At 70.8% G+C, this 13,496-nt stretch carries 14 protein-coding genes; 13 read left to right on the top strand and 1 reads right to left on the bottom strand.

The features are described 5' to 3' along the window. Positions 1 to 3 precede the first annotated feature (3 nt). From hisH to U9J66_RS06490, 7 genes are all read left to right on the top strand, one after another. The gene (hisH, locus tag U9J66_RS06520; protein ID WP_017534065.1) at positions 4 to 657 is read left to right on the top strand and encodes an imidazole glycerol phosphate synthase subunit HisH; all 654 of its coding nucleotides are present in this window, start codon (positions 4 to 6) and stop codon (positions 655 to 657) included. Between the two features lie 97 nt (positions 658 to 754). Beyond that, positions 755 to 1,513, top strand: coding sequence for a bifunctional 1-(5-phosphoribosyl)-5-((5-phosphoribosylamino)methylideneamino)imidazole-4-carboxamide isomerase/phosphoribosylanthranilate isomerase PriA (gene priA / locus U9J66_RS06515; RefSeq protein WP_014908888.1), 759 nt, complete (start codon positions 755 to 757; stop codon positions 1,511 to 1,513). After that, the gene (gene hisF, locus U9J66_RS06510; protein ID WP_014909828.1) at positions 1,510 to 2,283 is read left to right on the top strand and encodes an imidazole glycerol phosphate synthase subunit HisF; all 774 of its coding nucleotides are present in this window, start codon (positions 1,510 to 1,512) and stop codon (positions 2,281 to 2,283) included. Before priA ends, hisF begins: the two co-directional genes overlap by 4 nt. A 211-nt stretch (positions 2,284 to 2,494) precedes the next feature. After that, entirely contained in the window at positions 2,495 to 3,331 is an 837-nt protein-coding gene (locus U9J66_RS06505) for a peptidoglycan-binding domain-containing protein (RefSeq protein WP_014908577.1), read from the top strand. 190 nt (positions 3,332 to 3,521) lie between these two features. Then, positions 3,522 to 4,346, top strand: a complete 825-nt coding sequence (locus tag U9J66_RS06500) for a peptidoglycan-binding domain-containing protein (RefSeq protein ID WP_326337300.1) — start codon at positions 3,522 to 3,524, stop codon at positions 4,344 to 4,346. 355 nt (positions 4,347 to 4,701) lie between these two features. Beyond that, a complete protein-coding gene (locus U9J66_RS06495) occupies positions 4,702 to 6,708 on the top strand; it encodes an ABC transporter ATP-binding protein (RefSeq protein WP_326337299.1) in 2,007 nt (668 codons plus the stop codon). Then, positions 6,705 to 8,555, top strand: a complete 1,851-nt coding sequence (locus tag U9J66_RS06490) for an ABC transporter ATP-binding protein (protein WP_014913050.1) — start codon at positions 6,705 to 6,707, stop codon at positions 8,553 to 8,555. Before U9J66_RS06495 ends, U9J66_RS06490 begins: the two co-directional genes overlap by 4 nt. A 60-nt stretch (positions 8,556 to 8,615) precedes the next feature. Here U9J66_RS06490 and U9J66_RS06485 read toward each other — a convergent pair whose 3' ends face one another. Beyond that, positions 8,616 to 9,614, bottom strand: a complete 999-nt coding sequence (locus tag U9J66_RS06485) for a sugar isomerase (RefSeq protein WP_014909138.1) — start codon at positions 9,612 to 9,614, stop codon at positions 8,616 to 8,618. Between the two features lie 130 nt (positions 9,615 to 9,744). On the opposite strand from U9J66_RS06485, the gene hisI reads away from it, so the two are divergent. The 6 genes from hisI (at position 9,745) to trpC (ending at position 13,353) form a co-directional block, all read left to right on the top strand. Then, positions 9,745 to 10,089: a phosphoribosyl-AMP cyclohydrolase gene (gene hisI / locus U9J66_RS06480; protein WP_014912843.1), complete on the top strand. Its 345-nt coding sequence runs from the start codon at positions 9,745 to 9,747 to the stop codon at positions 10,087 to 10,089. Then, positions 10,086 to 10,811 (top strand): Trp biosynthesis-associated membrane protein, encoded by a 726-nt coding sequence (locus U9J66_RS06475; RefSeq protein WP_326337298.1) that lies wholly within the window; start codon positions 10,086 to 10,088, stop codon positions 10,809 to 10,811. The genes hisI and U9J66_RS06475 overlap by 4 nt, the downstream gene beginning before the upstream one ends. Next, the gene (locus U9J66_RS06470) at positions 10,811 to 11,098 is read left to right on the top strand and encodes an HGxxPAAW family protein (RefSeq protein WP_014910855.1); all 288 of its coding nucleotides are present in this window, start codon (positions 10,811 to 10,813) and stop codon (positions 11,096 to 11,098) included. The genes U9J66_RS06475 and U9J66_RS06470 overlap by 1 nt, the downstream gene beginning before the upstream one ends. Positions 11,099 to 11,361: 263 nt before the next feature. Then, on the top strand, positions 11,362 to 11,763 hold the full coding sequence (locus U9J66_RS06465) for a CD225/dispanin family protein (protein WP_326337297.1): 402 nt from the start codon (positions 11,362 to 11,364) through the stop codon (positions 11,761 to 11,763). 118 nt (positions 11,764 to 11,881) lie between these two features. Further along, complete coding sequence (locus tag U9J66_RS06460) at positions 11,882 to 12,373, top strand: DUF2752 domain-containing protein (RefSeq protein ID WP_326337296.1); 492 nt, start codon at positions 11,882 to 11,884, stop codon at positions 12,371 to 12,373. 173 nt (positions 12,374 to 12,546) lie between these two features. Continuing rightward, positions 12,547 to 13,353 carry an indole-3-glycerol phosphate synthase TrpC gene (gene trpC / locus U9J66_RS06455; RefSeq protein WP_014909911.1) on the top strand — a complete coding sequence of 269 codons (807 nt, stop codon included), beginning with the start codon at positions 12,547 to 12,549 and terminating at the stop codon, positions 13,351 to 13,353. Positions 13,354 to 13,496: the final 143 nt, after the last annotated feature.

Raw genomic sequence — 13,496 nt, 5'->3', positions numbered from 1 at the left:
TCGATGTCCTCACGCGTGGTGGTCCTCGACTACGGATCGGGCAACCTGCGTTCGGCCCAGCGCGCCATGGAACGCACCGGCGCCGACGTCACCGTCACCTCCGACCCGCGCGTCGCCCTGGAGGCCGACGGGCTCGTCGTCCCCGGGGTGGGCGCCTTCAGCGCCTGCATGGCCAGCCTCAAGGCCGCGGGCGGAGACCGCGTCATCGGTCGCCGTGTGGCCGGAGGCCGGCCGGTCCTCGGGATCTGCGTGGGAATGCAGGTCCTCTTCGACCGGGGTGTCGAGCAGGCCGACGTCCATTCCGAGGATCGGGCCACGGAGGGCTGTGGAGAGTGGCCCGGCACGGTCGAGCGGCTCCGCGCCCCCGTGGTGCCCCACATGGGCTGGAACACCGTCACACCGCCCGAGGGCACGCGGCTGTTCGCCGACGTCGACCCCGAGGAGCGCTTCTACTTCGTGCACTCCTACGCGGTACGTCACTGGGAGTTCGTCGCCTCCAGCGAGCGGATCCCGGCACCCCGGGTGACCTGGGCCGAACACGGCGAGCCCTTCGTGGCCGCCGTGGAGAACGGCCCGCTGAGCGCCACCCAGTTCCACCCGGAGAAGTCGGGCGACGCCGGGGCGCGGGTCCTGGCCAACTGGGTCGCCACCCTGTGACGACGCCGGTCGGGGCCACCCGCCCACCGGCCCGTGTTCGGGACCCCGAACACGAGAGCACCTCCATCCAGTACCGAACCGAGCACGAGAAGGCATGATGACCGGCGAGCACACTCCGTCGACCCCCGCACTCGAACTGCTGCCGGCCGTGGACGTCGCGGGCGGACAGGCCGTCCAGCTCGTCCAGGGCAAGGCGGGTACCGGCGGGCGGTACGGCGACCCCTTCAAGGCCGCCGAGGCCTGGCAGAACGCCGGCGCCGAGTGGGTCCACCTCGTGGACCTGGACGCCGCCTTCGGGCGCGGCGAGAATCGCGAACTGTTGCGCGAGATCGTGGGCCGTCTCGACATCAAGGTCGAGATGTCCGGCGGGATCCGTGACGACGAGTCCCTGAAGGCCGCCCTGGACACCGGCTGCGCCCGGGTGAACATCGGCACCGCGGCCCTGGAGAACCCGGAGTGGTGCGCCCGGATCATCGCGGATCACGGGGACAGGATCGCCATCGGTCTGGACGTCCGTGGCACCACCCTGGCGGCCCGGGGCTGGACGCGCGACGGCGGCGACCTCTTCCAGACCCTGGAGCGTCTGGAGGCCGAGGGCTGCGCCCGTTACGTCGTCACCGACGTCAACAAGGACGGCACCCTCAAGGGCCCCAACCTGGACCTGCTGCGCACCGTGTGCGAGCACACCGACAAGCCGGTGGTGGCCAGCGGCGGCGTGTCGAGCCTCGCCGACCTGGAGGCCCTGTCCACCCTGGTCCCGGTCGGTGTGGAGGGCGCCATCATGGGCACCGCGCTGTACGAGGGCGCCTTCACCCTGGAGGACGCCCTGGCCCTGGTGAAGGGCGGTCGGCGGTGAGCCTGGCCATCCGGGTCATCCCCTGCCTGGACGTGGACGACGGCCGGGTCGTCAAGGGCGTCAACTTCGAGAACCTGCGCGACGCCGGGGATCCCGTGGAACTGGCGGGCACCTATGACGCGGGCGGCGCCGACGAGCTGACCTTCCTGGACGTGACCGCCTCCAGCGGGGACCGGGAGACCACCTACGACGTCGTGCGTCGCACCGCCGACCAGGTGTTCATCCCGTTGACCGTCGGCGGCGGGGTGCGTTCCACCGAGGACGTGGACCGACTCCTGCGCGCCGGCGCCGACAAGGTGGGGGTCAACACCGCGGCCATCGCGCGGCCGGAGCTGATCGAGGAGATCGCCGAGCGCTTCGGTCGGCAGGTACTGGTGCTCTCCGCCGACGTGCGTCGGGTCCGTGAGGGCGACGCCCCCACACCCAGCGGTTTCGAGGTCACCACGCACGGCGGCCGTCGCGGAACCGGGCTCGACGCCCTCGAGTGGTGCGAGCGCGCGGCCGAGCTGGGAGCGGGGGAGATCCTCCTCAACTCCATGGACGCCGACGGCACCAAGGCCGGGTTCGACCTGGAACTGATCAGGGGGGTCCGGGCCCGTGTGGACGTGCCCCTGATCGCCTCGGGCGGAGCCGGGGCCGTGGAGCACTTCGTTCCCGCCGTCGAGGCCGGGGCCGACGCGCTGCTGGCGGCGACCGTCTTCCACTTCGGCGAGTTCACCATCGCCGACGTGAAACGGAGCCTGCGCGAGGCCGGACACCCGGTTCGTTAGGTGAAGAGGCGAAGGGGCCGGGTCGGAGACGAGCCGGCCCCTTCTGGTGACCTGGTGGCCTTGTGGGGGGACGAATCATCCCAGGTCAGGGCAGTTCTAAAGCGAAGATAAACGCGGAGGGTGATTGTCGCGTGGCGCAGGGTCGTCTTTCTTGTGCTCCATGTGAGCATGCTGTCGTCTCAGTCACTCGACAGGGGAGTCAGAACCCATCATGCCCGAGCAGCTCACCAGTGGAATCGCTCGTCGCGTCGCGTCCCTGGCCACGGCGGGGGCCTTCGCCCTCGGCAGCGTGGTCATGCTCGCCCCGCCCGCGGCCGCGGACGACTACGAGCGGACCCCGGTGGAGATCATCAGCCAGATCGAGGCGAGGTCATGGCCTCAGTACTCGGTCGGTAACCCCGGCCCGAACGTCGACGTCCAGGCCGCCCTGCTCTTCCTCAACGGCCTCGGTTACATCACCCAGAACCCGGGCTGCCTCTACAACGACCGGGCCGAATCGACGGTTCGGAACTTCGAACGTCGTGAGGGGATCACCGTCAACGGTGTCCTGGACTCGACCACCTGGGTGAAGATCCGGAACATGCACTTCCCGACGGAGGCCGACGCCTACAAGCGCGGTGACCGCGGTTGGGGCGTCCTCGCCGTCAAGGTGCTGCTGAACTCCAAGTACAACGCGGGCCTCTCGCTCCACGAGTACTACGACGCCGCCACCGAGAACGCGGTCAGGAACGCCCAGCGCAGTCTCGGCATCGGTGTCGACGGCGCGTTCGGTCGCCTGACCTACAAGGGCACCATCACCGCCCCGGGCGGTAGCACGTGCCAGAACCTGCCGCGGATCGCCCAGGACGAGCGGCCCGCCGCGGACGCCGACTCCGAGGCCGTCGAGCGTCCGGTTCGGGAGGGTGCTCCGGAGGCCGCGCAGAAGCCGGCCGAGGAGGTCGCCCCCGAGGAGGCCGTGCGCGAAACGGTCGAGGAGGAGGCTCCGGAGGTCGCGGAGAAGTCCGTCGAGGCTCCGGCCGGTGAGACCGAGCGGGTGCGCGGTTACTAGCCGGTCCGCCGTCTTTCCGTAGTTCTCGACGCACGAGGCCCGGGTCCCCGCGAGGGCGGCCCGGGCCTTCGCCGTTCCGACCGTCCGGACGTGACCGAAAGTTACATATGCGTTGCGCTGGGTTAACTTCCTCGTGATCCGTGTGAGCATGCTGTCGTCTCAGTCACACGATAAGGAGTCGACACCCATCATGTCCGAGCAGTTCAGCAGCGGTATCGCCCGACGGGCCGTCTCCCTGGCCACGGCCGGCGCCTTCGTCTTCGGGGGCATGTTCATGCTCGCCCCGACCGCCTCGGCGGACGACCTCGACCGCACCCCGGCGGAGGTCATCGAGCAGATCGAGGCCAGAGCCTGGCCCGAGTGGTCGGTCGACAACCCCGGACCGAACATCGACATCCTGGCCGCCCAGTACTTCCTGAGCCACCTGGGCTTCGAGACCGAGCGGCCCGGCTGCCTGTTCACCGAGGAGGTCGAGGCGACCGTCATCGCGTTCGAGGAGGACGCGGGGACGATTCCGGTCGACGGTGTCCTGGACGTGGACACCTGGGTGAAGATGCGCAACGAGCTCTTCCCGTCGGAGGCGGACGGCATTCGCCCCGGTGACCAGGGTGACGCGGTCCGTGCCCTCCAGTCGCTGTTGAACGGCAAGTACGACGCCGGTCTCGACATCGACGGCTTCTACGGCCCCGAGACCGAGGAGGCCGTCAGGGAGGTCCAGCGGGGCGCCGGTATCGGGGTCGACGGTATCTACGGCCGTCTGACCTTCAAGGAGACCATCACCGAGCAGGTCGAGAACGGGTGCGTGAGCATCCCGGAGCTCACGGAGCGCCCGGTCGAGGCTCCGGCCGAGGAGGTCGTTCCGGAGGCTCCCGCCACCGTGGACCAGCCGGTCGAGGCCCCGGCCCAGGAGGTCGCTCCGGAGGCCCCGGCCCAGGAGACCGCCCCCGAGGCCCCGGCCGCCGTGGACCAGCCGATGGACGCCCCCGCCGCAGAGGTCGAGGGCGCGCGCGGCTGACCGACCGGTCGTCACGTTCCGCGCCTCGGGCCCGGCTCCTCTACGAGAGGGGCCGGGCCCCCGCCATGTCCCGGACACCCGAAGCGGTCGGCCCGGAACCGGGCCGACCGGGCGGAGGGGCCGAGACGGATGGGGCCGTCACACGTACCCGCCCTTCGCGCCCCGTTCACCGATTTGTGCCCGGAGCGGACGGAATAGCAAGAACCGGACTCGCGCTGAAACAATCCGGTGGAAGCTGTCGGAGCCGCTGGATAGGTTGTGGCCCGACACGCCCCGAGACCTCCCCCGGCACCCCGGGGCCTTCGGGGTGCGGGAACACCCGACCGACCGGTCACGGAACAGGAAGCGGGGGCGTATGGCTCAGGGCAGCACGGCGACGAATCCGAAGGAGCGGGAGGAGGAACGCGAACCCGGCTCCGGAACCCGGGACCGGCCCGACCTCGACGAGGCGAACCGGCACAAGAAGGTCTTCGGACGGGGGATGCGGGTCCTGTGGGTCGCCGCCCGGACCGAACCCTGGATCTTCCTGGCCGCCGTCGGCGGGGCCATGCTCCACGCCGCCGTCACCGTCGGCTCGGCATCCGTCCTCGGCCACATCACCGACGCGACCATCATCCCCGCCTTCTCCTCGGGTGAGACCACCGCCGCCGCGCTGACCATGGCGGCCGCCCTCCTGCTGGCCGTCGGTCTGGGCAAGGCCGTCGGGCTGGCGCTGCGCCGCCTGCTCGCCGGCCTCATGCAGTTCCGCATGCAGGCCCGCTACCGGCGCTCCGTGGCCCGCAAGTACCTCGAGCTCCCGCTGGCCTGGCACCACCGCCACCCCACCGGACAACTCCTCTCCAACGCCAACGCCGACGTCGAGGCCGCCTGGCAGCCCCTGGCGCCCCTGCCCATGGTGGTCGGCAGCGTGTTCATGCTGTTCATCGCCGCCGTCGCCATGATCGTCACCGACCCGATCCTGGCCCTGGTCGCCTTCGTCGTCTTCCCCGCCCTGGCCGCCGCCAACGTCGTCTTCCAACGCCGTGTCTCCCCGATGGCCTCCCACGCCCAGGCCCTGCGGGCCGAGGTCAGCGGTGTGGCCCACGAGTCCTTCGACGGCGCCCTCGTCGTCAAGACCCTCGGCCGGGAGGACACCGAGACCGAACGCTTCACGCACGCCGCCCACCGTCTGCGCGACGCGCTCATCCAGGTCGGACGCATGCGCTCCATGTTCGACCCCTTCATGGAGGCGCTGCCCAACCTCGGTGTCCTCGCCGTCCTCCTCCTGGGCATGTGGCGCCTGTCCACGGGCGCCATCGAACCCGGCGACCTCGTCCAGATCGCCTTCCTCTTCACCCTGCTCGCCCTGCCCATCCGCTCCTTCGGATGGCTCTTGGGCGACCTGCCCCGCAGCGTCGTGGGCTGGGACCGCGTCCAGTCGGTCCTGAGGTCCGACGGAGCGATGGTCTACGGGGACCGCGTCCTGGAACCCTCGAACCGAGGCCTGGCCCTGAGCGCCCGCGACGTCACCTTCTCCTACGCCGACTCCTACGATGTCGACGGCCGCGACCTCATGGCCGACACCGACGAGGGGGCCCGCACCACCGTCCTCGACGGGGTGGACCTCGACATCGCGCCGGGGCGCACCGTCGCCATCGTCGGTCCCACCGGCTCGGGCAAGTCCACGCTCACCACCGTCCTGATGCGCCTGGTCGACCCCGACACCGGCTCCGTCTCCTACGACGACGTCGACCTGCGCGACCTGGCCCGCGACCAGGTGCCACGGCACGCCGCGCTCGTCCCCCAGGGCACCTTCGTGTTCGAGGACACCGTCCGCGACAACATCGCCCTCGGCGAGGACGTCGACGACGCCCAGGTCTGGGCCGCCCTGCGCCTGGCCCGCGCCGACGGCTTCATCAGCGCCCTCGACGGCGGCCTCGACGCCGAACTGGGGGAGAAGGGCACCACCCTCTCCGGAGGGCAACGCCAACGTCTGGCGCTGGCCCGCGCCATCGTCCGCAGGCCCCGGCTCCTGATCCTGGACGACGCGACCTCCGCGGTCGACCCGCAGATCGAGGCCCAGATCCTCTCCGGGCTCCGGGAACGCGACTCCTCCGCCACCGTGGTCGTGGTCGCCTACCGTCGCGCCACCATCGAGCTCGCCGACGAGGTGCTCTACATGGAGAAGGGACGGATCCTGGCCCGCGGGACCCACGACGAACTCCTCACCGCCTCACCCGGCTACAACCGGCTGGTCACCGCCTACGAACGCGCCTCCGCCGAGAACGAGGCCGAACGCGAACCCCTCCCGGAGGAGCCCGCGCCGATCGAACCCCACCGCCGTGAGAGGGACGGCGACGCCACCGAGGAGAGCAGCCGATGAGCGTACCCACACGTCCCCGCACCGACGAGGGTCCGGAGGAGGGGCACGAGGAGCGCGGCCCCGAACGGGATCCGGTCCTGTCCCTGCACCAGAGCCGGGACGGCGCGATCGACACCCTCAAACGAGGCCTGAGGCTGTCCCCGGAGTTCGCCAAGGGGTTGTGGCTCACCCTGATCTTCGCCCTGGTCGCGACCGCGGGCAAGGTCATCGTCCCCATCGCCGTCCAGCAGATCATCGACAACGGTCTCACCGGGAGCGGCGGCCCCGACCTGGGATTCGTCACCCGTATGGTGGCGACCTGCGCGGCGCTGCTGGTCGTCACCATGATCTGCTCCTACCTGATGAACGTGCGCCTGTACCGGGCCACCGAGTCCGGGCTGGCGACCCTGCGCCGCAAGGCCTTCCGGCACGTCCACGACCTGTCCGTCCTGACCCAGAACAGTGAGCGCAAGGGCGCCCTGGTCTCCCGGGTCACCGGCGACGTCGACCAGATCAGCCACTTCATGCAGTGGGGCGGGCTGCTCCTGCTGGTCAGCACCGGTCAGCTCCTCGTCGCCACCGTCCTGATGGCGGTCTACTCCTGGCAGCTCACCATCGTCGTGTGGGTCTGCTTCCTGCCGCTGCTCTTCGGCGTGCGCTGGCTCCAGAAGCTGCTGTCCAAGGCCTACCTCAAGGTCCGCGAACGTACCGGCGACATGCTCGGCGCGGTCGGCGAGACCGTCATGGGGGCCTCCGTCATCCGCGCCCACGGCATCGAGGCGCGCACCGCCGAACGCATCGACACCACCGTCCTGGCCACGCGCGGGGCCCAGGTCAAGGCGCAGCGTCTGTCCATGGCGGTCTCGCCCTTCGCCGAGATCGTCGCCGCCATCGCCAACGCGGCCGTGGTCCTGGCCGGTGTGCGGCTCGGGCTCGGAGGAGATCTGACCGCGGGTCAGCTCATCGCCTTCCTCTTCCTCATGACCCTGTTCATCCAGCCCATGATGATGGCCACCGAGATCTTCAACGAGGCGCAGAACGCCATCGCCGGATGGCGGCGCGTCCTGGGGGTCCTGGACACCGTTCCCGACATCGCCGATCCCGGCGAGGCCGGTCGCGTCCTGCCGCGCGGCCCGGTCCGGGTCGACTTCGACCGGGTCACCTACTCCTATCCCGAGGGGCCCGTGGTCCTGGACGACGTCGGTGTCCGGATCACCCCGGGCACCCGGGTGGCGGTCGTCGGCGAGACCGGGTCGGGCAAGACCACCTTCGTCAAACTCCTCACCCGGCTGATGGACCCCGAGAGCGGGACCGTCCGTCTGGACGGGGTCGACCTGAGGGAGGTCGCCTTCTCCTCCCTGCGAAGCCGTGTCGTCATGGTCCCGCAGGAGGGTTTCCTGTTCGACAGCTCTTTGGGCGACAACATCCGCTTCGCCCGGCCCGAGAGCACCGACGCCGAACTGGAGACCGCCATCACCGAGCTCGGTCTCGCCGAATGGCTGGGCGGACTCGCCCACGGTCTGGACACACCGGTCGGTCAGCGCGGCGAATCCCTGTCGGCGGGCGAGCGGCAGCTCGTCGCCCTGGTCCGCGCCTACATCGCCGATCCGGACCTGTTGGTGCTGGACGAGGCCACCTCGGCGGTCGACCCGCACACGGAGATGCGCATCCAGGGCGCCCTGGACCGGTTGACCCGAGGCCGCACCTCGGTCGCGATCGCCCACCGGCTCTCCACCGCCGAGGCCGCCGACCGGGTCCTGGTCTTCGACGCCGGTCGGATCGTGCAGAGCGGAACCCACGAAGAGCTGGTCGGCCGGCCGGGCGTGTACGCCGACCTCTACGCCTCCTGGATCCGGTCCTCCGCCTGATCACGCCCGGACCGTCCGTACCCGGCTCCTCGGAGACGGGCGGTCCGGGACGGCCGGTGCTCAGCGGTCCGTCCGGGCCCACCAGTGGGCGGCCAGGAGTTCGGGCACCAACGGTTCGGTGAGCAGACGCACGTCCGGATCGGTGTCCCCGGGATAGCGCACGGTCGCCGCCGCGCCCGGTACGCGCTCCCGATCGGGGGTGGAGCCCACCGCCACGAAGGCGCCCCGCAACTGCACCAGGTGCTCGGCGAACCTCTGGTCGTAGGAGGAACCGGCGAACAGCAACGCCCGGTAGTCCGTCACCGCGGCCGGATGCCGGTCGGTGTGCGACCACTCTCCGGTCTCCGCCACGTGGGCCGTCCGGATCGGACCCCGACGCAGCACCAGGGCCCCCTGCCAGGCCGTGGCGAGCCGTTCCGCGGGGGCCACCAGGTGCACCCCGGACGGGGACTCCAACACCTCGGCCACCTCGGGCACCCATTCCGGGGCCCTCTTCAACAGGGTCTCCTCGGCGTGGGAGACCCGCATCAACAGGCCGGGGAAGTTCCCGCTCCCGCCCACCGGAGCCCCCAGACGGTGCCCCAACAGCAGGAGCAGCGCCAAGGCGTTCCGGTAGGCGTGACAGCCGAGACCGCTCGCCTCCTCACCCGTGCGCAGGGGGACCAGAAGGTCCGCGTACCGGGCCACCACCGTGTCGGGATCCGGGGCCAGGACCACCACCGGAGAACGGCCGACATAACGCTCCAGACTCGCGCACAGCTCCCGCTGACCGTCGCCCAGGGTCACCCCCACCACCAGGGTCTCCGGGCCGGCGGGTGGCTCCTCCGCGGAGGAGGAGAGGTCGGCCTGCGCGCCGATCCCCGCACGACGCAGCCGGGCCGCCGCCACCGAGCAGGCCCGGTGGGCCGATCCGATCGCCAGGAACCGCACCGAGGCCGGTTCGTCGTCCAGGAGGGCGGGCAGCGCCGCGTAGGGATCCCAGCGCGGGAAACGGCGGGAGAGCGCGCTCAGCGCTTCGGGTTTGCCCGCCAGATCGGCGGCCAGGGAATCGGCGGTCACGGAAGGTCTCCAGGTGGTCGGGGTCGTGAGGCGGCCGGGCCGCGCACGCTCGCACTCTAGATCGTGTGCGCGAAGACCGTTCGCCCGCACCCGGTGAGCATCGATCGCGGATCCCCCATAACCTGGGAGCATGAGCGTCAGCAACCTCGCCCCGGACATCGCCGCGCGCCTGAAACGGTCCCCGGAGGGGCTCGTCCCCGCCGTCGTGCAGCAACACGACACCGGCGAGGTCCTCATGCTCGCCTGGATGGACGACGAGGCCCTGCACCGCACCCTCACCACACGCGAGGCCACCTACTGGTCGCGCAGCAGGAACGAGTACTGGGTCAAGGGGGCGACCTCCGGCAACACCCAGCGTGTGGTGTCCGTCGCACTCGACTGCGACGGGGACACCCTCCTGCTCCGCGTCGACCAGACCGGGGCCGCCTGCCACACCGGCGACCGTACGTGCTTCGACGCGGGACGGCTGCTGTGACCACCGCGCGCACACCCTCCAGGGCCGGGGCCCGGCGCGAATACGGTGTGGTCACCCTCGCCATGATCGCCGGGGCCGCGCTGATGCTGGCGGCCTCCGGGCGGGTCTGGGTGACCGGATCCTTCAGCTCTCCCGGGCCCGTCGCACCGGTCCCGGTGGAGGTCACCGGAGGCGAACTCGCCGGAGCCCTCAGCGGCCTCGGATGGGCCGGCCTCGCCGGGATCGCCGGCCTGTACGCCACCCGTTCCTGGGCGCGTCGGGTCGTCGGCGCCCTCATCGTGCTCTGCGGTGTGTTCGCGCTCACCACTCTGTGGTCGGCCACACGCCCCGACGCCCTGATCGGTGCCATCGCCGATCTGGCCACCGACACCGCCGGCACCGGCGAGGTCGTCGGAACCCCCGAAGTCCATGCCCTGGGGCCCCTCATGGGGGCCGCCGGGGGGCTCCTCCTGGCACTGAGCGGTCTGGTGGCGCTCGTGCGTGCCCCTGCCTGGCCGGGGATGGGCAACCGGTACGATCGGGACGCCGCACCGCGTCCGCACCAGGCGGAGACACCTGCCGACCTGTGGAGATCGCTGGATGCCGGTGACGACCCCACACTTGACGCCCCGGGCGACGGCACGCCCACCGCGACCGCGCCGGTGGATCGGGCCGAACCCGGTGACGACACCGAACCCGCACCGCCGGCCGACCGGCCGGCCGAATCGAAGGAGAACCACTGATGGCCGACGCGCACCACGAAGAACACGACGACCACGGCAACACCGTCTCCGCCTGGTTCCTCACCATCAGCTGGATCGTGGCCTGGACCGTGGCGGCCATCGCCGTCATCGCCGGCGGTTCCCTGCTGACGTGGACCATCATCGCCCTGGCCGCCAGCGTCGTGCTCTCGATCATCGCCGGTGTGATGAAGAAGGCCGGTCTGGGCCGTAAGGAGCCCCGCCCGATCCCGCCGACGCGCGAGGAGTGGGAAGCGGGCCGTAAGGCCGCCGCCACGAGCGGCAACTGACACCGTTTCGGGTCGGGGGAGAAAACACAGGTCACAACGGGTGAGTAACGGAAAATAGACGAAGGTCCCATGTGGCGGGTACATTCACTTCATCGGTCCTGTCAGCCGTTTCGATCCGGTTCGTCGCTGTCTCGTCGAACCGACACGATGCGAATCCGTCGGCTGCGTACCGGTGACCCCCGACCCTGTACCCCGTTGGGGCGACGTGTGCTCAGGCGGCGTCGCGTGAAAACCCTTGTCCTCTTCCGGAAAGACATTCACTCATGAGCTATGGTCCTCCGCCCCCCGGTAACCCCGGTCCGCCGCCCGGCGGTTACGGCACCGGCGGTTACGGCCCGCCCGCGGGCGGCTACGGGCCTCCCACCGGCGGCCAGCCCGGCTTCGGGGGGCAGCCCCCGGCCGAGCCCCCGAAGACCTACCTGTGGATGAACATCCTCGGTATCTTCGGCTGCACCATCATCGGCATCATCGGCATCATCTTCGCCCTTCAGGTGAACAGCAAGTGGGCCGTCGGAGACTACGCGGGCGCGGAGTCCGCCTCCAACACCTCGAAGATCCTCGGCATCATCAGCCTCATCGGGTTCGGCCTCGCGCTCGCCTACATCCTCTTCATGGTCGTCATGATGATCGTGGCCGTGGGCACCGCTCCGAGCTACACCTACTGAGCCGGAGTCGCCGTCTCCGCGTGATCCAGGGCCGGTACGGCACCATCGTGAATCGACGGTGCCGTACCGGCCCTCGCCGTTTCTCGAGGAGTGGCGCACCCCTAGTACGCTCGGGTGGGTGCGACACGATGAACCCTCTCCGGTACCCCCGCGATCCACGAACGCGATCGCGCGGTCTCTGGGACGTGTCCACCCGGCCACCTGGCCGCTGGGCCTCGGCGCCGTGGGCCTGGTCGGTGTGGTCCTCCTCCACACCGTGGACCCCAACCAGCCGGGCTTCTACCCCGGCTGCCCCTGGCTGGCGCTGACCGGCACCTTCTGCCCCGGCTGCGGTACCACCCGGGCCCTGTCCGCCCTCACCCACCTGGACGTCCTCGGCGCGCTGAGCATGAACCCCCTGCTCATGCTCTTCCTGCCCTTCGCCCTGTACTCCTACCTCACCTGGCTGAGGAACAGCCTGTGGCCGCACCGCGGGAGCCGCCCCCCGGTTCCGCTCCCGGCCTGGGCGCCCTGGGGCATTCTGGCGGGCATCGTCACCTTCTGGATTCTGCGCAATCTGCCCTGGTTCTCCTTCCTCGCGCCCGGGACCCCGCTCCTACCGTCCTGGTGATCCCCGAACTCCACGGCGTGGTGATCCGGGGTCGACGCCCCCCACGCCGCCGAGGGTGGATACGATGACCAACACACGGTGTGACGGCGGTGTGTCCGAGCCCGCCGAGCCGACCCGCGCCCGATCGCCGGAACGGCCACCGAGAAACGATCTTCACGAGGGAGCTGGAACTGGTGAGCGTGCTCGACGAGATCCTCGACGGAGTACGCGCTGACCTGGCCCAGCGGCAAGAGGAACTGCCGCTGGACAGCCTCAAGGCCAAGGCCGAGTCGGTGCCCGCCCCCCAGGACGCCGAGGCCGCCCTGCGCCGCCCCGGTGTCCACGTGATCGCCGAGGTCAAGCGCGCCAGCCCCTCCAAGGGCCCGCTCGCGACGATCGACGATCCGGCCGCGCTGGCCCGCGACTACGAGGCCGGCGGCGCCACCTGGATCAGCGTGCTGACCGAAGGCCGCCGCTTCAAGGGCAGCCTCGACGACCTGCGTGCGGTCCACGCCGCCGTCGACACGCCCTTGCTGCGCAAGGACTTCGTCGTCAGCTCCTACCAGCTGTGGGAGGCCCGCGTCTTCGGAGCCTCCGCCGTCCTGCTCATCGTCGCGGCCCTGTCCCAGGAGGCCCTGGTCTCCCTGGTCGAGCGGGCCCGCTCCCTCGGGCTGACCCCCCTGGTCGAGGTCCACGACGAGGAGGAGGTCGCCCGCGCCCTGGACGCCGGAGCCACCGTCATCGGCGTCAACGCGCGCAACCTCAAGACCCTCGAGGTCGACCGGGACACCTTCGCCCGGCTCGCCCCGCTCATCCCCGCGGACCGCGTCAGGATCGCCGAGTCCGGGGTACGAGGCCCGCACGACCTGTTGGCCTACGCCGGTGCCGGGGCGGGCGCCGTCCTGGTGGGCGAGAGCCTCGTCCGCGGACGCGACCCGCGTGAGGCCGTCGCCGACCTGGTGACCGCCGGAGCCCACCCCGCCCTGCGCGACCGGAACTAAAGGGAACCACCGACGATGGCGACGACGACGGAGTACGAGGGGCGCACCACGCTCCACCGTCGATGGCGATGGCTCTAGGGAGCCCGTAGGCGTACACGTCCGCGGGTTCCCGTCGCCGCGTTGACCCGAACCAATCGAGCCGC

It is taken from the genome of Nocardiopsis sp. LDBS1602 (assembly GCF_035818715.1).
Taxonomy (GTDB): domain Bacteria; phylum Actinomycetota; class Actinomycetes; order Streptosporangiales; family Streptosporangiaceae; genus Nocardiopsis; species Nocardiopsis alba.
The sequence above is the reverse complement of the archived record's forward strand: the minus strand, read 5'-3'. Positions and strand labels throughout refer to the sequence as shown.

Coding starts and splice junctions, on each gene's coding strand:
- hisH (WP_017534065.1), top strand. CDS start 4: ATGTCCTCACGCGTGGTGGTCCTCGACTACGGATCGGGCAACCTGCGT.
- priA (WP_014908888.1), top strand. CDS start 755: ATGACCGGCGAGCACACTCCGTCGACCCCCGCACTCGAACTGCTGCCG.
- U9J66_RS06505 (WP_014908577.1), top strand. CDS start 2,495: ATGCCCGAGCAGCTCACCAGTGGAATCGCTCGTCGCGTCGCGTCCCTG.
- U9J66_RS06500 (WP_326337300.1), top strand. CDS start 3,522: ATGTCCGAGCAGTTCAGCAGCGGTATCGCCCGACGGGCCGTCTCCCTG.
- U9J66_RS06495 (WP_326337299.1), top strand. CDS start 4,702: ATGGCTCAGGGCAGCACGGCGACGAATCCGAAGGAGCGGGAGGAGGAA.
- U9J66_RS06490 (WP_014913050.1), top strand. CDS start 6,705: ATGAGCGTACCCACACGTCCCCGCACCGACGAGGGTCCGGAGGAGGGG.
- hisI (WP_014912843.1), top strand. CDS start 9,745: ATGAGCGTCAGCAACCTCGCCCCGGACATCGCCGCGCGCCTGAAACGG.
- U9J66_RS06470 (WP_014910855.1), top strand. CDS start 10,811: ATGGCCGACGCGCACCACGAAGAACACGACGACCACGGCAACACCGTC.
- U9J66_RS06465 (WP_326337297.1), top strand. CDS start 11,362: ATGAGCTATGGTCCTCCGCCCCCCGGTAACCCCGGTCCGCCGCCCGGC.